This is a genomic window from Polynucleobacter nymphae, from assembly GCF_018882155.1.
Lineage (GTDB): Bacteria > Pseudomonadota > Gammaproteobacteria > Burkholderiales > Burkholderiaceae > Polynucleobacter > Polynucleobacter nymphae.
This window is the reverse complement of the sequence record NZ_JACVPA010000002.1, coordinates 384,290-403,640: the sequence shown is the minus strand read 5'-3', so window position 1 is coordinate 403,640 and position 19,351 is coordinate 384,290. Positions and strand designations below refer to the sequence as shown.

Genomic DNA, 19,351 nt, shown 5'->3' with positions numbered 1-19,351 from the left:
GCTCGTTTAATCAAAAAATTTACACAAAATAATTACAAATGAATGCAAAAAATATTTCGAAAATTGACTGCTTTTTATTTACTACGGAATTCCCTGAGAAGCCCTATTTTTACGGCTTTAAAAAAAATTAGGATACAGTCAAATTAGCGGTTATGCTGACAATTTTTAGGCTTATTATTGGTGCAAATACCCCCCTTGTAATTACAAGCTTCCTGGGGAAGTAAATTATTTCGTGCACACTTTTTGGGCAATGCCTTATTAAGGTTAAGGTCATTAGTAAGCCAAATTACCCCTCTTTACGACTCAATTGGGGGGATTTTTGTAGGGCAAAAATTGGCATTTTTAGGGTGTTTTTTGACTCTTTTTTCGCAATAAACATAGCAGAAAAAACTGAATTTTTTTGTAATTTTGTGACCCTTAAAAAGAGTACTTTTCAATGATTTTCATACCATTTTTTTACTAGACTTTGACTAAAATTTTGGCTCGTATTTTGCTGTTTTTTTATTGCTGATTTATGCCATTTTGAGCTCATCAATTGACTCAAAAATTGTATGTAAAAAATAGGTTGATACAGGCTATTTTTCGCTACTTTTGAGGTCTAATTTTCAGTCCAATAGAATGCTTGTAGAGGCAAGCATTGAGCAGTTTTTTCTTAGCTCAGAATCACTCTTTCAATTGGAATTATGAATACTTTTAACTAGCATTTTTAACTTGAAGTGTTACTTTAAGTATTGCAATCCGAGCTAAGACTAATGTGATCTATTACTTTAAGTTTGATCTATAGTGGGCTCTTAATGTTGCCATTCAAGCTCTCACAGTATGTCTGATTCATTACGCGATGTAGATTTGATTGCATTAAACATTGGCTCTGCATTACCCAAAAAAGAAGGTATGAGAATTAAATCTTGATATCTTTGAAGGTCGATTTTGGAACGTTTTCAACGGGTGGTTTTTGCTCTCTAAACTTGCTTTTTGCAGCCTCCAAAAGTGCCCTCTCAATGGCTGGTTTTGCCCCAATCAAACTGAAGCGATTGACCGCAAACGCACCCGACTGAAGAGCTACCGCAAAACCGATCATTTCACCGGCCTGGGTAGCCTTTAAAACAGCCTCAAATGGGTCCAATATCTGGAAGAGGTTGCCGCCAATTAGGGTACATTCCATGCTCAAAGCCGTAGAAATGGTCTGGCTATTCATTAAAACGGAGTACTTGGTACCTGGATCGCATTTGAGGGCCTGATGAAGGTAGAAGAGGCATTTTTCACCAGAGCAAAAGACTCCAAACGAGGATTGGGAGTCATTAGCCGTGTAAGCCTCATTAGTTTGACCATTGACATCTACAACCCAATTCTGGGAGGCTAATTTCTCAGCAGAGCATGGGATTGCTAGCAAAAATAGACAAAGTACTAATAAAGGCCTGATGGGCTTCATTGCACTATCCTGGCATTGACGCGCAGGTTTTTAACAGCTTGAGCTAGGTATTGCTGAACAATAGCCTGGCGTATTTGGGCTTTTGCCTCTTCATAGCTTGGGATCTTAAAGTTGCGCTTGTCATCTAACTTAAGAATAACCCACCCTACTGAAGTTTGAATTGGGGTAGTGGTGACCGCGCCTTTGGTTAAGCTTGGTAATACATTGCCGACCGCTGGAATCACTTGCCCTGACATTACCCAGCCCAATGACCCGCCCTGGGCTTTTGATCCGCTATCAATCGAATACTCTTGGGCCAACTTACCAAACAACTCGCCCTTCTGAATACGACGCGTTAAGTCTAGGGCATCAGTTTCATTAGAAACTACGATTTGGCTGAGACGATACTGAATGCCATTACTACCCTCGCCCATGAGCTTGCGTTGACGGGTGTATTCTTCGCGCATCATGGCATCTGTAATAGGCTCTTGCTTGAGGAGATCTTCCAAATAGGCTTGCAAGAGTAAGTTTTGCCTCAGTTGCGTAATTTGGTCTGCAAAATCAATTTGAGAATTCAGTCCTAATCTCGTTGCCTCTTGAGCAATCAATTCTTTATTGATCAGATCTTCTTTAACGGCTTGGCGTAATTCAGGAGTGTCTTTTTGTCCTTGGCTTACTAAAGAGCGAATATTTAAGTTCAGGAGACTTTCTGTAATAGCTGCGCCATTGACGCTCGCAATAAACTCGAAATCAGTCTTGCTATCTGTTTTAGCGCTTGCCTTAGTATCTGTCTTGCTCTGAGCAAGTACGGAATGAGCAGGCATTATTGATGCCAAGGCAAATAGAGTTAAAAATACGATTTGTTTAATCAAAATCCAAGAAATCTCTCTGGACATAAAGTTTAGAACTGATAACTAGCAGTAAACCAGCCCCGGGGATTGGTGGTTGTGCTGTCTGTATTGGTTTGTTGGCCTGATGAGTTATACAGAGGATTGGTACCTAATTGCCATGCAACCATAGCGCCGAGATTCCAGCCCTCCCAATCCCACTTTACGCCAAAGCCTGCGCCCTTTAAGGAATAAGTATTGTTAGCATTGGTGAGCCCCTGCCAGCCTTGGTATACATTCTTATATTGCTGAACAATGCCGATGTCATAAAACAAGCTTCCAGTAATACGCTCTGGAAATTGATGACGCAATTCAACAGTACCAACACCGCCTTGTGTGCCGCCTCCTTGGGCAACTGGATAGGCTCTTACTGCATAAGGTCCACCCATATAAATTTGCTCAGCAGAATTTAGATTAACGGAGGAAAATTGTCCATTAAAGGCCATATAAAAGGAAGTTTCTCCATCCTGCGTTAATTGTTGAGTGCGGTTTCCGGCAAAGGTAAATTTAGTAAAGCTAGAGGGGGTATATTGCCCATAGCCTTGCATACTAGTTCCTAAAATATCAAGGTAACCTAAAACTGCTGTCACAGAACCCGAACTGACACCGCCTCCGCCAAAACTATCGTAATGGTTTCCTGATAAACCTAAGGAAGTATTTTTGATGTTGTAACTACTGATCGTTTGCATAGTCAGTAGATTTTTATTCATATAACTTTTGATATCGTAATTGGCATTAAGGTTCAAATTAGTCCCTTGCTCGCGCACCAAAGGATAGGCAGCAGATACACCTGTAGTCCATGCATCGCCGTAGCCTGCACTTGCACTTTGTGCATAGTTACTCACGTTCTTATAGCTCAAAAAAGTTCCTGATACCCCTAAACGCAAACCATCTTTTGAGGCTGGCAAGGAATAAGCGCCTTGTAAATACTGGGAGCCCTCGGAATAAATGCCGTTAACTGAAACTTGATCGCCAATACCCAGTGGGTTAATGCCATTTAAAGCAATGACACCTTGATTAGCTCCAGTTGTTCTACTGCCGTAAGTGTTTGCCTCAACCTTGCCCTGATACCACTGCGGTTGAGTCAATTGCATACGCAAAGCAGTATCACCATCTTTTTCACCAGGCTCTAATTGACTCGATACCATAACGCCAGGAGTCTCATTGAGAATGATTAAAGCACGTTCAATTGCTTTTGAGTTTAACGGCTGGCCAATCGGATTAGCATAAGTAATATATTCGGCAGCTGTTTCTTTACTAAAGCGTGTGGGACCATCTGGGGTATCCACAATCACGCTGCTTAGCTTTGCTTCTGTTACCAAAATCTTCACTACGCCATTAGCAATCTTTTGTGGTGGCAAAATGGCTTGAACAGTAAATCCATTCTTGCGATAAAACTCCATCACCGCATCACAGGCTTTTTGTAAATCATCAAAATTGACTGGGCGACCGACCCAAGGCTTCAATATTTCTTGTACCTGAGCCTCAGGCAGCAGACTAATACCCTCCAGTACAAATGATTTGACCTCAAAAGTCACCTCACCTTGTTGTGGTTGAGCGCTGGGGCGCAAAGGATCTTTAGCAGTTGGTGATGGCAGGGCTAGTGGTGATGGCAGGGGCAATTGCTGTTCCAAGCCTTGTTGTAATGCGCCGGCATCGACCTGTGCAAATACAACTGATGGGAAAACACCAATTACGGTTGTAAGAATGGCTATTAAGCCAATTTGCTTAAAAACCATCTTTCGCAAGTTATTCATGAAATGGGGTAAGGAATCTAAGTGAATCAATAAACGTTTGATTTTATAGAAAAATTTGCCTTATGCCACTAAAAAAAAGCCATGCGGCCGAATGTTGCAGGGGCACCACGGACCACCTTCTAAGGCTAGCCTTGGTGAAACACTCTACTTCTTCAACACCCCAAAATTCCAGAAAGACGAATACCGCTAGTTGAAGATTCTGGGGCGAAGTTTTTCAAGGGCGGGGAAATTAATAGGCTTTAAGTTATAAGAATTTGTAGGATTATATACGCCCAAGGGCTAATAAATTAGACTTTTACTCCGATTTTCTGCTATAAAACAAGCACTTAGGATGTGCAGTGCGCATATTAGCCTTATTCATAAATAGGTATTGAGATCCAAATTGTCTGACGTTACAAACAAACTTAGTCACACACACCCCCTGCTGAAGGTTAAGATTTCGTATGAATTCAACAGTTAGCACCCCCATTTCCTTTGATTACCCTCAGCAAGATGCTGCCGGAGTGACCTGCACTGCCCAAGCATGGGCAAAAGTTCCACCCTATTTAGCGCCCCCCGAAAAAGCAGCTGTGATTGCCCACATCAAGCAGTTGTTAGTGGAAAAAGATGCTGCTTTGGTTGCCCACTACTACGTCGATGGTGATATTCAAGATCTGGCATTAGAGACCGGTGGCATGGTTGCCGACTCTTTAGAGATGGCTCGCTTTGGTAAGAATCATCCTGCCAAGAACCTGATTGTTGCGGGTGTGCGCTTTATGGGTGAGTCAGCAAAAATTCTCAGTCCTGAAAAACGCGTCTTCATGCCAGACTTAGAGGCAACCTGCTCTTTAGATTTGGGATGCGATGCATCTGACTTTGCTACTTTTAGAGCTTTGCATCCTGATCGTGTCGTGGTGGTCTATGCCAATACGAGCGCCGCTGTCAAAGCGCAAGCAGATTGGATGGTCACCAGTTCCTGCGCTCTGGCCATCGTGCATCAACTCAAAGTAGAAGGTAAGAAAATATTGTGGGCTCCGGATCGCCACCTTGGTAGATATATACAGGAGCAGACTGGTGCTGATATGTTGCTCTGGAATGGTGCTTGCATTGTTCATGATGAATTTAAAGCTGCTGAGCTAGAGATCTTGAAAGCAGCTCATCCTCATGCCATGATTTTGGTTCATCCTGAGTCTCCGCAAGCAGTAGTCGATTTAGCAGATGTGGTGGGCTCTACATCCGCCATGATCAAGGCAGTAGTCGATGGCACTGCTTCTGAATATATCGTCGCTACTGATAAAGGCATCTTGCATCGCATGCGCCAGTTGGCACCCAATAAGAAACTGATTGAAGCACCAACCGCTGGTAACAGCGCAACTTGTAAGAGCTGTGCACACTGTCCTTGGATGGCTATGAATGGACTGCAAGGAATCTTAGGTTGCCTTGAGAATGCCTCCGGTGAAATCTTCATTGATGAGCCTGTGCGGGTTAAAGCATTAACCTGTATTGATCGTATGCTTAACTTCACCAAGAATCATCCAGAGCTTATTGCTAAAGCACAGCATGGCTTTGTGAAAAATATCGGTGCAGCCTAATTGAATTATTTTGATTGAATACCCATGTTTGATTACAACGAATCTCTAGAACAAGCGCGTCAACGCAATATTGCGGATGCCCTCATGGAGGATATTGGTACCGGTGATTGGACTGCCAAGCTTGTTCCCAGAAAAACCGTGCATGCGCAGTTACTTGTTCGCCAAGAAGCAGTGCTATGTGGTGTTGATTGGTTCGAAGGTACTTTGAAAAAGTTAGATCCCAAGGCTAAAGTAACTTGGCACTATGCCGAGGGCGACCTCATGAAAGCCAATACTAGAGTATGTGATATTGAGGCTGACTCACAAGCTCTGCTTTCTGCTGAGCGCACTTGTATTAATTTTCTACAGACTCTGTCTTGGACTGCAAGCATTACCCGCCAACATGTTGAGGCGATTGCAGGAGTAAGTCCCAATCCCAAAGGTTGTGCTGTACTAGATACTCGCAAGACCATCCCGGGCCTTCGTCAGGCACAAAAATATGCTGTGCGTATCGGTAGTGGCCAGAACCAGCGGCTTGCTTTATGGCACGGCATTCTGATTAAAGAAAACCATATTGCTGCGGCAGGCAGCATCACTGCAGCGCTTCAAAATGCTACTGCACTTAATGCTGGTGTGGATATTCAGATTGAAGTGGAAAGTTTTTCTGAACTAGAAGAAGCTTTAGCGGCAGGTGCTAAAAGTATTTTGATTGATAACTTCACGACCGATCAAATGAAGCAAGCGGTAAGTCTAACTGCAGGTCGTGCATTGCTAGAAGCTTCCGGCGGAATTAACTTAGATCAGATGCGTGCGATTGCTGCTACGGGTGTTGATCGCATCTCACTGGGTAAGTTAACTAAGGATGTCTATGCAGTAGATTTTTCGATGAGAATCCTGGCTTAAGCTTCCCTACCCTTATAAATTAACTGCTTTTCCAAAGCATTACGAATAAATTCAATATTGTTTCGTAGACTGTAGCATTCTGCAGTAGCAATTTTTGATGCCTTTGAGCTCAAAACCCTACGCTCCATCTCATTGAGTATTTCAAGATATTCACCACGACGGCTTGGATCAAAATTAGCGATGGTTGTCTGCTCAAATCTTTCTAACTCTTTATAGATAGAATTAATCTGTTTTTTTGCCAAATTAGTGCGATAAGTGGGAATAGATTTAAGAATGGGGTAAGCAAAAGCGGCAAATGGTAGTAGCAAGAAAAACATGCGCTCAATAAATTCTGCCAGCCAAAATGGTAAATACTTCATCAGCACTGGAGGACCTTTTTGATAAAAGAAGCTAGCCTCATTACTCAATGGCAGCTCAGAATCTAAATAAGCAGGGAATTGATTTGTTTTTGCAAAATAACTTCTACCCCCGTTGATTTCTCTGGCAGCCTCTAAAAATAGTGATTGAATAGCTGGGTGTAAACGGTTGTCAATCACTAGGTTTGTTGTTGTGGAGATGAGATCAATCGGATGATCGGGCGTATTTGTTGCTAGGTTAAATCCCCCTATGGGAACAGTTACCTTTTCAAGATAGGGCAATAAACGCGTATAAGCATCAGCGCGCGCAAAAGAAGCTAACTGGATGTTGGGATCAGCGATTAACTTTTGAACAATCTGGGACTCGATTCCATCAACCAAGACTAGAGCATCCACCCTTCCTGCTTGTAGCTCCTTAAGACCCTCGGTATTAGTCATCGGCAGCAAGTTACGACCATTAATGGGCAAATGATTTAATTTAAAAATCTTTAGGGCCTGGGTTGTAGGGTCAATACTCACGCGTACCTTTGCAAGCGCATTACTCTCAACATGAGTACCTTTATCAAAAATATGATTACGGTAGAACAGCCAAATCGGCTCGTAATCGATACTTCCTAAAGTTTCAATACCTTTGATGTTGTTGGGGTCGACCATCCCGCTTTGCACAAAGCCCACCTGAATGGGGTCACTTCGATCTAAAAGATGCTTGAGATTATCGTCCGAGCCTTTAGTAGTAATGAGCTCTAACTCAATGCCTTTTTTCTCAAAGAAAGTTTTATATTTCTCAGCCAAAACACGATAAGAGCCTTCACCAGTTGCGACCATGACTTTTTTAGGAGGAGCGGGTTCTGCAAACCAAAGAAGTAGTAGCAACCCCAAAAACAAAAGGAGTAAGAGTGGCCAAATCTCTTTTAATAAGCTGATCCAGCCCTTCATTTCATCAGCTATGGTTTGATAAACCGCAGCAAGATGTTCGAATACGTCCTCTTTAAAACCAGGCATGGGGTTCTCCGTCTAGATGGTTTAGCTTATCACCAAATTGTCTAAATTGAGCTAATCGTTAGACCTCTTGAGAGCTTTCACTACCCTCAGCCTGAGGCGTCAGAATCGTCGGATAAGAGACTGCCCAGGTACCCGGGTAATCACGACTGTAGTGCAGCCCCCTACTTTCTCGGCGCATGAGCGCTGATTTCACAATCAACTCAGCGCACTCGAGTAAGTTACGCAACTCAATTAGATCTCGTGTGACTTTAAAGTTAGCGTAATACTCTTGTACTTCATATCTCAGTAGCTTAATACGGTGTAATGCGCGCTCTAACCTTCGGTTCGTTCTCACGATACCAACATAGTTCCACATCAAGGATCGCAACTCATCCCAGTTATGGGCAATAACCACTTGCTCATCAGCATCCTCTACCTGACTCTCATCCCAAAGGGGTAAAGTCGGCATCACGGGTGTTTTGAGTTCAGAGATATCTTCTGCAGCTGCCTTACCGATAACGACGCACTCTAAGAGTGAGTTACTCGCTAAGCGATTAGCGCCATGTAATCCCGTGTAGGTTGCTTCACCTACTGCATATAAACCTGGCAGATCTGTTCTACCTTTTAAGTCCGTGACGACGCCACCACAGGCATAGTGAGCAGCAGGCACTACTGGGATTGGCTCTTTGGTGATGTCTAAACCAAGGGTTAAGCAACGGGCATAGATCATCGGAAAATGTTCTTTGATAAATGCCTCACCTAAATGAGTAGCATCAAGATGAACATAATCTAAGCCGTGCTTTTTCATTTCAAAGTCAATTGCACGCGCAACGATGTCACGTGGCGCTAATTCTTTACGCTCATCATGGGCTGGCATGAAGCGGGTACCGTCAGGCAACTTGAGTAAGCCACCCTCACCTCGCATTGCTTCAGTAATTAAGAAGGTGCGATCACTAGGGTGATACAGGCAGGTTGGATGAAACTGAATAAACTCCATATTGCCAACCCGGCAACCCGCACGCCAAGCCATTGCAATACCGTCCCCAGTGGCAGTATCAGGATTGCTGGTGTAGCGGTATACCTTGCCTACCCCACCAGTAGCTAGAACTACTGACTTTGCCTGAATAGTCTCCACCCGATTATTTTTAATATCTAGCGCATACACTCCATAACAACGATTTGGTTTAGTGCGCTGGGTCTTGCGATCAAGATGACGATTGGTAATGAGATCCAGTGCAATCCAATGCTCTAGGATCTGAATATTTTGATGCGCTCTAGCTTTATCCAATAGCACTTCATGAATTGCCTTGCCTGTTGCATCAGCAGCGTGCGCAATCCGACGGTGACTATGCCCACCCTCTCTTGTTAAATGCAAACCCATTGGGCCAGACTCATCGGCAGTAAAAGGCACGCCCTGATCAACTAACCACTTAATGGCGTCAGCACTTTCTTCAGCGATATAGCGTGCAGTTGATTCCACTACAAGTCCTGCACCTGCATCGATGGTGTCTGCCACATGAGAATCAATACTGTCATGCTCTTTATCTACTACCCCAACGATCCCACCTTGGGCCCATGCAGTAGCAGCCTCACCTAAGCCCCGCTTAGCCATCAGAATCACTGGCTGAGACTCAGCCATATGTAATGCAACGGTCAAGCCAGCAAGGCCTGCCCCAATGATGAGTACCGGTAAGTCTTCTTGAGCTTGCGTAGAGGAAGGTTTTGAACTGGCCATGGATCTTTCAAGAAATAGAGAGTAAAGACTTGGCTTTAGCCTTCACCTCAGCAACAACCTCTGGCTTGACTTTATTTTTATATTTTGCTTTTCTAATTTTCCAATCCATCGATTTGACCTGGTCAGACAAAATCACAGATTGAACTCCATCTATCTCAACCATGACCTCAAAAGGGTAACCCTTGATTTGGGTTGTTAATGGACAGCAAATCATGAGGCTGGTCTTTTTGTTATAACCCCCTGGTGTCAGTACGACTGCAGGCCGGCGCCCAGCCTGCTCCCTGCCAGCCTGAGGATCAAACTCTAGCCATACAATATCACCCGTCTCTGGGACATAAGATCTCACCATTAAAGGAGTTCTTTGCCAACAGGTTTACCAAAGTCCACTTCGCCATGCAGATTTTTGGTGGTGATTCCTGCCAATAAATCTTCAAGCTGATATTCCTGCTTTACCATTGGCTCAATCACAATTCGACCTTTTTGAACTTTTACAGATACAAGTTGGTCAATATTTAAATGGGCAGACTTCATAACGGCAGCATTTAAGCGCAGAGCTGGGCTATTACCCCACTTTTTAATAATGGTTTGCATATAAACCTCCTTCTTGGATGTATCTACATTGTATCTACATTATTTCATGCAAGCAAGGATCAAATAAAAACCCCGCAACTGAGGCGGGGTTTTTATTTAAATTGTGGCAAAACTAAGATGTAGCTGCAACTTCCTGCCTAGCTGGATCATTAGTTCCATAACCCATCACCTTAGCAGCCTGTCCACCTTTGGCAAGCTTAACTGCGCAATACTTAAATTCCGGAATCTTGCCAAATGGATCTAAAGCAGAATTGGTAATTAAGTTTGCTGCAGCTTCATAGTAAGCAAACGGAATAAAGATCACACCTCTTGGTGTGCCATCATCTCTACGTACATGAATACTCACCTCACCACGACGAGATTGCACCGTAATGACATCACCGGCGCTAACACCTAACTGTGTCATGTCTTCACCATGCATCGAGACAGTTGCCATAGGTTCAATAGCATCCAAGATCGTTGCTCTGCGCGTCATACTGCCGGTATGCCAATGCTCTAGCTGACGTCCTGTAATTAATACAAACGGATACTCTACGTCCGGTCTTTCATTTGCAGGAATGATATCGGCCGGCACTAACTTCACCTTGCCATCAGGAGTAGCAAAGGAATCATCAAATACGATGGGGCGCCCTGGGTCTTCAGCCGAGAGGCATGGATAAGTGACGCTCGATTCTTTTTCGAGGCGCTCCCAGGTAATACCGTTAATCGCGCCATGCATCGCTTGACGCATTTCGTCATAGACCGCTGCTACACCAGCATCAGGACCTTGGTAATTCCAATTGAGGCCCATGCGTTTGGCAATCTCTTGAATGATCCACAGGTCTGGCTTGGCCTCGCCCGGTGGCTCAATGGCTTTTTTACCCATCTGTACCATGCGGTCAGTATTGCTTGCTGTACCCACCTTCTCTGGCCAAGCGCTTGCTGGCAGAACAACGTCTGCAAGTAAAGCTGTTTCTGTCATAAAGATATCTTGTACAACCAAATGCTCTAAAGAAGCGAGTGCATGACGGGCATGATTTAAATCTGGGTCACTCATTGCTGGGTTTTCACCTTCAACATACATGCCGCGAATCTTATCGGGATCACTATCAGGTGCAGTGATCTTGTGCATGATTTCAACAACGGTATAGCCCGGCTTTTTATCTAGAGGCATGCCCCAGAATTTCTCAAACCAAGCATGTGCTACAGGGTTATCAACCCGCTGATAGTTTGGGAACATCATTGGGATTAATCCAGCATCACTAGCGCCTTGGACATTGTTCTGACCGCGTAATGGATGTAAACCAGAACCGGGCTTACCAATTTGACCAGTGATACTGACAAGCGCAATTAAGCAACGGGCGTTATCAGTGCCATGAACGTGTTGGCTAATGCCCATACCCCACAAAATCATCGCTGATTTAGTAGTTGCGAACTCCCTAGCCACTTCACGTAAAGTCTCCGCTGGAATGCCGCAGATCGGTGCCATGGCTTCAGGGCTATAGCCCTTGATATTTTCTTTTAGAGCTTCAAAGTTATTAGCACGGTTCTTGATGAACTCTTGATCGGCCAAACCTTCTTCAATGATCGTGTAGATCATGGCATTGAGCATCGCCACATCGGTATCGGGCTTGAACTGCATCGTACGCCAGGCATGCTTACTGATATCAGTCATGCGTGGATCACACAAGACAATTTTGGCGCCCCGTTTAGCAGCATTCTTAAACCAGGTAGCGGCTACTGGGTGGTTGGCAGTCGGGTTTGATCCAATTAAGAAAATCATGCTCGAGTGCTCAACATCATTCACTTGATTGCTTACTGCGCCAGAGCCAACACCCTCGAGTAATGCAGCCACAGAAGAGGCATGGCAAAGACGCGTGCAATGGTCAACGTTATTACTACCAAAACCAGTACGTACTAGTTTTTGAAATAAGTAGGCCTCTTCATTACTACCCTTAGCAGAACCAAAACCAGCCAACACTTTTAAGCCATGTTTATCTTTGAGTTTTTTGAGGCCTCCACCAGCGACTTCTAAAGCCTCTTCCCAAGTGGCTTCCCGGAAGATGCTGGACCAATCCTGAGGATTTTGGCCTGCAGTCTCATCTTTAGGAACGCCAACCTTACGAATTAATGGCTTAGTGAGACGCTGTGGGTTGTGGATGTAATCCATACCAAAGCGACCTTTTACGCAAAGACGATTATGGTTAGCAGGGCCATCACGACCTTCTACACTCACAATCTTTTCATCTTTGACGTTGTAAGTGATCTGACAACCGACGCCACAAAATGGGCAAACAGAATCAACCTTACGATCAACCATTTGTGAACCAATTAAGCCCTTAGGCATTAATGCGCCAGTTGGGCAAGCTTGAACACACTCACCGCAGGCAACGCAGGTGCTATCACCCATTGGGTCATTTAGATCAAAGACGATTTCGCTATGAGAGCCACGCATCGCGTAGCCGATCACATCATTGACCTGCTCTTCACGACAAGCGCGTACACAACGATTGCACTGAATACATGCGTCTAGGTTGACAGCCATCGCTGGATGAGAAATATCATGCGCCACCTTCTCGCGACGCAATGCCTTAAGTTCAGGACGCACTGTGACGTCCATACGAGTCGCCCAGGTGCTGAGCTCACCATGTTGATTTTTTTGTTCTTCTGCTTTGCTATCGCCTACCCACTTAAAGCCTTCATCGGGCATATCAGAAAGCAGCATTTCTAGTACTAGCTTCTGGCTCTTTACAGCACGCTCACTATTGGCTTTGACTTCCATGCCTGGGGTGGCGCTTCTGCAGCAGCTCGGAGCTAAGGTGCGCTCGCCATTGATTTCGACTACGCATGCACGGCAATTACCGTCAGCGCGATAACCATCTTTAAAGCACAAATGGGGAATATCAATGCCGTGGCGTTTAGCGGCCTTGAGAATGGTTTCGCCTTCATAGGAAACGATTGTCTTGCCGTCTAGCTTGAACTCTACGGTTGGTAATTCGAGTTCTTTTGGATTAGTTGGTGCGTTCATATTAGGCTATTTCGTTCGGGAAATATTTAGCAATACAACGAATCGGATTGGGTGCCGCCTGACCTAATCCACAAATAGAAGCATCAATCATGACAGTTGCTAAGTCTTCTAAGGTATCTTGATCCCAAGATTTGGCTTGCATGAGTTTTGCAGCCTTACCAGTGCCAACCCGGCACGGGGTACATTGACCACAGCTCTCATGCTCAAAGAAGTGCATTACATTGAGCGCCATATCGCGCGCCTTGTCTTTGTCACTAAATACCATCACCGCTGCAGAGCCGATAAAGCAACCATATGGTTGTAAAGTATCGAAGTCCAATGGAATGTCATTCATCGTAGCTGGCAAAATGCCGCCTGATGCACCGCCCGGCAGATAACCGTAGAACTGATGGCCATCTTGCATGCCGCCACAGTACTCATCAATCAGCTCTTGAATCGTAATGCCTGCTGGTGCCAACTTCACGCCAGGCTTTTTCACGCGACCACTGACGCTAAAACTACGCAAGCCTTTGCGATCATGTCTACCAAAGGAGCTAAACCACTCTGGTCCACGCTGCACAATATCGCGCACCCAATACAGGGTCTCAAAATTGTGTTCCAGTGTTGGACGACCAAACAAACCCACTTGAGCGATGTAAGGAGGACGCATCCGCGGCTCGCCACGTTTACCTTCGATACTCTCAATCATGGCGGATTCTTCACCGCAAATATACGCACCTGCACCACGACGCAATTCAATCGTTGGCAATTTAAATGGGGGATTTGCTATGAGCTTAGCTAATTCGGCTTCAAGTAACTCACGACAACCATGGTACTCATCACGTAAATAGATATAACAAGCATCAATACCTACTACGCTTGCCGCAATGAGTAGGCCTTCTAGGAAACGATGGGGGTCACGTTCTAAATACGTACGATCTTTAAAAGTTCCTGGCTCACCTTCGTCAATATTCACAGCCATGAGTTTTGGCGCTACTTGATCTTTCACAATACGCCACTTGCGACCTGCTGGGAAACCTGCACCACCAAGACCACGCAAGCCAGAACTTTCCATGGCTTTGATGATGCTTTCAGCATCACGCTTGCCATCGACAATTTCTTTTGCAAGAGCGTATCCGCCTTGAGCGCGATAAGCTTCGTAGCCAACATAGTCAGGAGACACTGCTTGATTCTCACCCTGCGGAGAAACACCCTGCTCTGCTAAAGCTGCTGGCTCAAAATTGGCATCATCCTTTGCCATGGGCTGGGTAGTTAAATTATTCTTTACTGCAGCTTGAACTTTATCTGTCGTTGCAAACAGCACAGGATATTGGTGCACCACTGCTACTGGGGCTTGCTCACAGCGTCCAATGCATGGAGCTGCAATGACTTTAACATTAGGATTGCCTAAAATTGCCGGGAGTTTTGCTAGTAGGTTTTGTGCACCAGCCAACTCACAAGCAATGCCGTCACAAACACGGATAGTGATATCAGCAACAGGATCATTACCACGCACTACTTCAAAGTGGTGATAGAAAGTAGCTACTTCATATACTTCAGCCATTGGCAAATTCATTTCTTTTGCCAAAGCTACTAAATGACGATCATGCAAAGCGCGGTACTCATCATTAAGCTTATGCAAGTTTTCAATTAATAAATCTCGACGGTCAGCCACCTTACCAATCAGTTGTCGCACTTCTGCCAATGAAGCATCGTCAGCTTGACGACCTTTGAGTTTGCTCTTACGACGAATGGTCTCCCTTAAATCATCAGCAGTAGCTAGCGCAACTGCTTTGACTTCCTTGGTAGGCTTGGGGTGATTCATAATTAATCTCTAATTTTTATACTGGCATTGCCAAAAGTGATTGAGCATCCCAAAGTGAAGCGAGAGTGAACTAGCCCTACTAGATATGCAAATAATCACTTGATTTTGGGTTATTTCGCCCTCTATGTCCTTGACGGCGCTCAAGGGAATGAATTAAGGGTTTACCCTTATATCAAGGATGGGGATGGCTTATCGCCTGGAGGATTAGAGTAATCCAACTTACGCTCGTATACGCGGGCCCTAAAGCAGTCTTCATAGCCTTTACTACCAATCTGCCAGCCAATCGAGGTGCAGTCATCTTGGGCTGCAGATTCAATAGAACCACAGCCTGAGAGCATGGCAATCATGGCGACTGATACGAGGGTTGGTAGTTTTCTTAAATTCATACCTGAAGTCTACTGGATTATTGATTGCAGGTTAAGGGAAAGTCTCGACTTGTGTAATTGACTAAATATCAGCAACATTCAATCTACATCAGGGAGATTTCATGAAACGCTTAAATCAATACCTAGCAACACTTGCCGTTTGCCTATCTACCCTCTTCTGTGGAAATTGGGCTGTAGCTCAAAATGCAGATGGGTTTGTAGATCTCATTGATGGAGTGAGCTTAAATGGCTGGAACATTATTGGCACTGCTAGCTGGACTATTGGTAATGGCCTGATTGTCGGCAATAAACCATCCGGCTTTTTGGTGGGTAATAAGACCTATAAAAATTTCATTATCAAAGCAGAATTTTGGGCTGAGTCCAATACTAATAGTGGCATCTTCATTCGATGCCAAGACCCAAGCAAAGTTTCATCGAGCAATTCATATGAAATTAATATTTGGGATACGCGCCCAGAGCAATCTTATGCTACAGGCGCGATCGTAGATGTTGCTAAAGTCGATCCTGTGCCCAAAGCAGGTGGTCGCTGGAATACGATGGAAATCACAGCAAATGGATCCAATTTTAAAGTGGTTATGAATGGTGTCGTTACTGTCGCTAATGGACAAGACAGTAAATTTGCTGAGGGTTTAATTGCCATTCAATCAGCTGGTGGTGTAGTGAAGTTTAGGAAGCTACAAATCAAACCGATTTAAGCTAGTGAAGTGTTATCTCGTAACGATCACCACAAACGATAGGCCTTAGGGCCTTAGCCTCCTGTAGCATTTTGACTAAACCATAATTCGACATTGTTTTTAATGTGCGAGATAGGTTCCCCTGCTTTCTTCCGGTAAGTTCTGCTAACTCAGAAATTGACACTGGCTTCGATGCTCTAATGACGTGCAACAAAGCTCTGTTTTCATCACTTAAGACTTGAGCCAAAGAGCGCATCGAGGTAAACCATATTTTTGGATCACTAGCCTTCGGCTTTAAATCACCTCTAGCAATAGCTAAAATGCGGGCTCGAATATCTTTTTGTGATGCAATCCCTATTTTGATTACTTTCATATTTCTTTGTCCGTTTTTAAGACTCTATCAACATCTGCAAAAAAATCTTTTAATAGTTGGTGCGCATCCCTAAACTCATAACGAATACCTGAATCCTTTGCGCTGCGATGCTTGTGATCGTATGCCAGCTTTCTACCAGAGAAACCCGATCTCATCTTTACAGCATGAGCATTGTCATAGCCCAGAATTCTCAAACCCTTTGGGTTATGTAAAGTTAATGAATACCGCACCCCGTGTGGCACTGCTTCACTCACCTGCACTTCCCAAGCCTCAATCTTCACCCAGTAACCATCATCCTGATCTATGACCTCTTGATGAAGATCTAAAAGAGTAGTAATCCCACGTTTTTGCATCACTCCTAATATATCATCTAATGATATATCAAAAGTAACATCCCTGCTTAACTAAAGGCTTTATTGAGCCGGTGGAAACCCCGCCTTTTGTTGCCACATATTATTAAAGACATGGATGATGGGTTTTTCATAAACACCTGCTTTAGTAAATGGCTCGTCTTTTAGCCAGGCATCGACATCTGCCCTACTTGGAAAATCCATTCCCAACAAGCTACCTACAACTGTCTTGCCATCCTCTGAAGTGAGCGGCCCAGCAAAGGCCATCCGTTCTGCCTGCTTTGCAAGATAGGCGCGGTGCTCCGGTCTTACCTCTATACGCAATTGAGCTGTGCCAAGTCTATCCATTAACAAGATTGCAAAAATCATAGTGACTCCGTGTTGATTTAGTTTAAAGAATTTCTAACTAACATCTTACGGGAACTTGAAAAAGAAAAACCACCCGAAGGTGGTTTCGATACTACTTGGCGGAAGGGGCGGGATTCGAACCCGCGGTAGGCTATTAACCTACGCACGCTTTCCAGGCGTGTGACTTAAACCGCTCATCCACCCTTCCGGAAAGGAATGATTATACGTTTGCCGAAAGGGTTTTCCTCAGAAGCGCTTAAAGAGCCTCTTTGAGTTGGTCCAAAATCGCTGGATTCTCAAGGGTAGAGGTGTCTTGAGTAATTTCCTCGCCCTTAGCGATTACACGCAAGAGACGACGCATGATCTTGCCTGAACGGGTCTTGGGCAAGTTATCACCAAAGCGCACATCTTTTGGCTTAGCGATTGGCCCAATTTCTTTACCGACCCAATTACGCAATTCAGTCGCAATCTTTTTAGCTGCATCTCCAGTGGGGCGACCGCCCTTCAGAACGACAAACACGCAAATCGCCTCACCAGTCAACTCATCTGGACGACCAACCACTGCCGCCTCAGCAACTAATGGATTAGCAACTAAGCAAGATTCAATTTCCATCGTTCCCATGCGGTGACCAGAAACGTTCAAGACGTCATCGATACGACCCGTAATGGTGAAGTAACCAGTATCTTTATTCCGAATTGCGCCATCACCAGCAAGATACAAAGTGCCACCCAATTCTTCTGGGAAATAAGACTTCACAAAACGATCTGGATCACCCCAAATATTACGAATCATGGAAGGCCATGGACGCTTGACAACCAAAATGCCGCCTTGACCATTTGGTACATCTGCGCCCACCTCGTCCACAATCGCTGCCTGAATCCCTGGCAATGGCAATGTGCAGGAACCTGGAATCATTGGCGTTGCACCCGGCAATGGTGAAATCATATGACCACCAGTTTCGGTTTGCCAGAAGGTATCTGTGATTGGGCAACGTGAGCCGCCCACATTCTCGTAGTACCACATCCATGCTTCTGGATTAATTGGCTCACCTACAGAACCCAAGAGTCGCAAGGAAGATAAGTTATAACTCTTCGGATGCACAGACTCATCATTGCTGGATGCTTTGATCAAAGAACGAATCGCTGTTGGTGCAGTATAGAAAATCGTTGCATTATGCTTTTCAATCATCTGCCAGAAACGGCCCGCATTAGGGTAAGTTGGCACACCTTCAAACACAATCTCAGTAGCGCCAACAGCAAGTGGGCCATACGTAATATAAGAGTGACCAGTGACCCAACCGATATCTGCCGTGCACCAGAACACATCATCTGGCTTGATATCAAAAGTCCACTTCATCGTCAGAATCGCCCACAGGAGATAGCCACCAGTGGAGTGTTGTACGCCTTTTGGTTTACCAGTTGAACCCGATGTGTAAAGAATGAACAATGGATGCTCAGCACTCACCCACTCTGGCTCAGAAGTAGTGGACTCATTGGCAGTCACTTCATGCATCCAGGAGTCGCGACCAGCAACCATCGGAATATTACCGCCCGTTCGTTTGTAGACAATCACGTTTTTAATTTTTTCGCATCCGCCTAGCGCAAGCGCCTCATCCACAATCACTTTGAGTGGCAAAGCTTTACCGCCGCGCAATTGTTCATCAGCAGTAATCACTGCGCATGCGCCTACATCAACAATACGTTCTTGCAATGACTTGGCTGAGAATCCACCAAACACTACCGAGTGAATTGCACCAATACGTGCACAAGCTTGCATCGCCACAATGCCTTCAATCGACATTGACATATAAATAATGACGCGGTCACCGGACTTGATGCCCATTTTGCGCAAGGCGTTTGCCATTTTGCAAACGCGATCGAGTAGGTCTTTGTAACTAACGTTAGTAACTGTGCCGTCATCAGCTTCAAAAATAATGGCTTTTTTATCACCCAAGCCATTTTCAACTTGACGATCTAAGCAGTTATAAGAGGCATTGGTGGTGCCATCTTCAAACCATTTATAGAAAGGCGCCTGGGATTCGTCTAATACTTTTGTAAAAGCCTTTTTCCAGTGGATATTCTCTTTAGCAAGACGACTCCAAAAACCGTCATAATCAGCATTTGCTTCTGAACAAAGCTTGTTATAGGCATCCATACCTGGAATAGCGGCACCCTTTACAAAGTCTGCAGGTGGGTGAAAAACGCGGCTTTCTTGCTTTATTGGTTCCATACTTCACTACC

Annotated in this window: 17 protein-coding genes and 1 tRNA gene; 3 read left to right on the top strand and 15 right to left on the bottom strand. The window is 44.7% G+C overall.

What is annotated here, in order from left to right; genetic code table 11:
• Positions 1 to 898: 898 nt before the first annotated feature.
• The 3 genes from ICN29_RS10500 to ICN29_RS10490 all read right to left on the bottom strand — a co-directional run bounded on the left by ICN29_RS10500 (position 899) and on the right by ICN29_RS10490 (position 4,052).
• Positions 899 to 1,429, bottom strand: a complete 531-nt coding sequence (locus tag ICN29_RS10500) for a hypothetical protein (protein ID WP_215314672.1) — start codon at positions 1,427 to 1,429, stop codon at positions 899 to 901.
• Positions 1,426 to 2,232 carry a peptidylprolyl isomerase gene (locus tag ICN29_RS10495; RefSeq protein WP_369411670.1) on the bottom strand — a complete coding sequence of 269 codons (807 nt, stop codon included), beginning with the start codon at positions 2,230 to 2,232 and terminating at the stop codon, positions 1,426 to 1,428. Before ICN29_RS10495 ends, ICN29_RS10500 begins: the two co-directional genes overlap by 4 nt.
• 77 nt (positions 2,233 to 2,309) lie before the next feature.
• Positions 2,310 to 4,052, bottom strand: a complete 1,743-nt coding sequence (locus tag ICN29_RS10490) for a ShlB/FhaC/HecB family hemolysin secretion/activation protein (protein WP_216132944.1) — start codon at positions 4,050 to 4,052, stop codon at positions 2,310 to 2,312.
• A 443-nt stretch (positions 4,053 to 4,495) separates the two neighbouring features.
• Here ICN29_RS10490 and nadA point away from each other — a divergent pair, with 443 nt between their 5' ends.
• Positions 4,496 to 5,623 carry a quinolinate synthase NadA gene (nadA, locus tag ICN29_RS10485; RefSeq protein ID WP_216132942.1) on the top strand — a complete coding sequence of 376 codons (1,128 nt, stop codon included), beginning with the start codon at positions 4,496 to 4,498 and terminating at the stop codon, positions 5,621 to 5,623.
• Between the two features lie 24 nt (positions 5,624 to 5,647).
• Positions 5,648 to 6,505: a carboxylating nicotinate-nucleotide diphosphorylase gene (gene nadC / locus ICN29_RS10480; RefSeq protein WP_216132940.1), complete on the top strand. Its 858-nt coding sequence runs from the start codon at positions 5,648 to 5,650 to the stop codon at positions 6,503 to 6,505.
• Here nadC and ICN29_RS10475 read toward each other — a convergent pair.
• From ICN29_RS10475 to ICN29_RS10445, 7 genes are all read right to left on the bottom strand, one after another.
• Entirely contained in the window at positions 6,502 to 7,863 is a 1,362-nt protein-coding gene (locus ICN29_RS10475; RefSeq protein WP_216132938.1) for a TAXI family TRAP transporter solute-binding subunit, read from the bottom strand. The two genes, nadC and ICN29_RS10475, sit on opposite strands and share 4 nt — an antisense overlap.
• 58 nt (positions 7,864 to 7,921) lie before the next feature.
• Positions 7,922 to 9,577: an L-aspartate oxidase gene (gene nadB, locus ICN29_RS10470; RefSeq protein ID WP_216132936.1), complete on the bottom strand. Its 1,656-nt coding sequence runs from the start codon at positions 9,575 to 9,577 to the stop codon at positions 7,922 to 7,924.
• 7 nt (positions 9,578 to 9,584) lie between these two features.
• On the bottom strand, positions 9,585 to 9,926 hold the full coding sequence (mazF, locus tag ICN29_RS10465) for an endoribonuclease MazF (RefSeq protein WP_216132934.1): 342 nt from the start codon (positions 9,924 to 9,926) through the stop codon (positions 9,585 to 9,587).
• Positions 9,926 to 10,168, bottom strand: coding sequence for an AbrB/MazE/SpoVT family DNA-binding domain-containing protein (locus ICN29_RS10460; RefSeq protein ID WP_216132932.1), 243 nt, complete (start codon positions 10,166 to 10,168; stop codon positions 9,926 to 9,928). The genes mazF and ICN29_RS10460 overlap by 1 nt, the downstream gene beginning before the upstream one ends.
• Positions 10,169 to 10,280: 112 nt before the next feature.
• Positions 10,281 to 13,175: a formate dehydrogenase subunit alpha gene (gene fdhF, locus ICN29_RS10455; protein ID WP_216132930.1), complete on the bottom strand. Its 2,895-nt coding sequence runs from the start codon at positions 13,173 to 13,175 to the stop codon at positions 10,281 to 10,283.
• 1 nt (position 13,176) lies between these two features.
• Positions 13,177 to 14,979 (bottom strand): NAD(P)H-dependent oxidoreductase subunit E, encoded by a 1,803-nt coding sequence (locus ICN29_RS10450; RefSeq protein ID WP_216132928.1) that lies wholly within the window; start codon positions 14,977 to 14,979, stop codon positions 13,177 to 13,179.
• 167 nt (positions 14,980 to 15,146) lie between these two features.
• Positions 15,147 to 15,365, bottom strand: coding sequence for a hypothetical protein (locus tag ICN29_RS10445; protein ID WP_216132927.1), 219 nt, complete (start codon positions 15,363 to 15,365; stop codon positions 15,147 to 15,149).
• Positions 15,366 to 15,466: 101 nt separating this feature from the next.
• Between ICN29_RS10445 and ICN29_RS10440 the strand changes: the two genes are divergently transcribed.
• On the top strand, positions 15,467 to 16,060 hold the full coding sequence (locus ICN29_RS10440) for a 3-keto-disaccharide hydrolase (protein WP_216132925.1): 594 nt from the start codon (positions 15,467 to 15,469) through the stop codon (positions 16,058 to 16,060).
• 1 nt (position 16,061) lies between these two features.
• Here ICN29_RS10440 and ICN29_RS10435 read toward each other — a convergent pair whose 3' ends face one another.
• The 5 genes from ICN29_RS10435 to acs form a co-directional block, all read right to left on the bottom strand.
• On the bottom strand, positions 16,062 to 16,412 hold the full coding sequence (locus ICN29_RS10435; protein WP_216132923.1) for an HVO_A0114 family putative DNA-binding protein: 351 nt from the start codon (positions 16,410 to 16,412) through the stop codon (positions 16,062 to 16,064).
• A complete protein-coding gene (locus tag ICN29_RS10430) occupies positions 16,409 to 16,765 on the bottom strand; it encodes a toxin-antitoxin system TumE family protein (protein WP_216132922.1) in 357 nt (118 codons plus the stop codon). Before ICN29_RS10430 ends, ICN29_RS10435 begins: the two co-directional genes overlap by 4 nt.
• Positions 16,766 to 16,825: 60 nt before the next feature.
• Positions 16,826 to 17,131 (bottom strand): YciI family protein, encoded by a 306-nt coding sequence (locus tag ICN29_RS10425; RefSeq protein ID WP_216132920.1) that lies wholly within the window; start codon positions 17,129 to 17,131, stop codon positions 16,826 to 16,828.
• A 96-nt stretch (positions 17,132 to 17,227) separates the two neighbouring features.
• Positions 17,228 to 17,318: transfer RNA gene (locus tag ICN29_RS10420), tRNA-Ser, on the bottom strand.
• 48 nt (positions 17,319 to 17,366) lie between these two features.
• Positions 17,367 to 19,340 carry an acetate--CoA ligase gene (gene acs / locus ICN29_RS10415; protein WP_216132918.1) on the bottom strand — a complete coding sequence of 658 codons (1,974 nt, stop codon included), beginning with the start codon at positions 19,338 to 19,340 and terminating at the stop codon, positions 17,367 to 17,369.
• Between the last annotated feature and the right edge of the window lie 11 nt (positions 19,341 to 19,351).

Bases quoted from the DNA above. Each gene is read 5' to 3' on its own strand.
- ICN29_RS10490 (WP_216132944.1), bottom strand. From the start codon at position 4,052: ATGAATAACTTGCGAAAGATGGTTTTTAAGCAAATTGGCTTAATAGCC.
- nadA (WP_216132942.1), top strand. From the start codon at position 4,496: ATGAATTCAACAGTTAGCACCCCCATTTCCTTTGATTACCCTCAGCAA.
- acs (WP_216132918.1), bottom strand. From the start codon at position 19,340: ATGGAACCAATAAAGCAAGAAAGCCGCGTTTTTCACCCACCTGCAGAC.
- ICN29_RS10440 (WP_216132925.1), top strand. From the start codon at position 15,467: ATGAAACGCTTAAATCAATACCTAGCAACACTTGCCGTTTGCCTATCT.
- nadC (WP_216132940.1), top strand. From the start codon at position 5,648: ATGTTTGATTACAACGAATCTCTAGAACAAGCGCGTCAACGCAATATT.
- ICN29_RS10425 (WP_216132920.1), bottom strand. From the start codon at position 17,131: ATGATTTTTGCAATCTTGTTAATGGATAGACTTGGCACAGCTCAATTG.
- ICN29_RS10495 (WP_369411670.1), bottom strand. From the start codon at position 2,232: ATGCCTGCTCATTCCGTACTTGCTCAGAGCAAGACAGATACTAAGGCA.
- ICN29_RS10435 (WP_216132923.1), bottom strand. From the start codon at position 16,412: ATGAAAGTAATCAAAATAGGGATTGCATCACAAAAAGATATTCGAGCC.
- ICN29_RS10475 (WP_216132938.1), bottom strand. From the start codon at position 7,863: ATGCCTGGTTTTAAAGAGGACGTATTCGAACATCTTGCTGCGGTTTAT.
- ICN29_RS10445 (WP_216132927.1), bottom strand. From the start codon at position 15,365: ATGAATTTAAGAAAACTACCAACCCTCGTATCAGTCGCCATGATTGCC.
- ICN29_RS10460 (WP_216132932.1), bottom strand. From the start codon at position 10,168: ATGCAAACCATTATTAAAAAGTGGGGTAATAGCCCAGCTCTGCGCTTA.
- fdhF (WP_216132930.1), bottom strand. From the start codon at position 13,175: ATGAACGCACCAACTAATCCAAAAGAACTCGAATTACCAACCGTAGAG.
- ICN29_RS10450 (WP_216132928.1), bottom strand. From the start codon at position 14,979: ATGAATCACCCCAAGCCTACCAAGGAAGTCAAAGCAGTTGCGCTAGCT.
- nadB (WP_216132936.1), bottom strand. From the start codon at position 9,577: ATGGCCAGTTCAAAACCTTCCTCTACGCAAGCTCAAGAAGACTTACCG.
- ICN29_RS10500 (WP_215314672.1), bottom strand. From the start codon at position 1,429: ATGAAGCCCATCAGGCCTTTATTAGTACTTTGTCTATTTTTGCTAGCA.
- mazF (WP_216132934.1), bottom strand. From the start codon at position 9,926: ATGGTGAGATCTTATGTCCCAGAGACGGGTGATATTGTATGGCTAGAG.
- ICN29_RS10430 (WP_216132922.1), bottom strand. From the start codon at position 16,765: ATGCAAAAACGTGGGATTACTACTCTTTTAGATCTTCATCAAGAGGTC.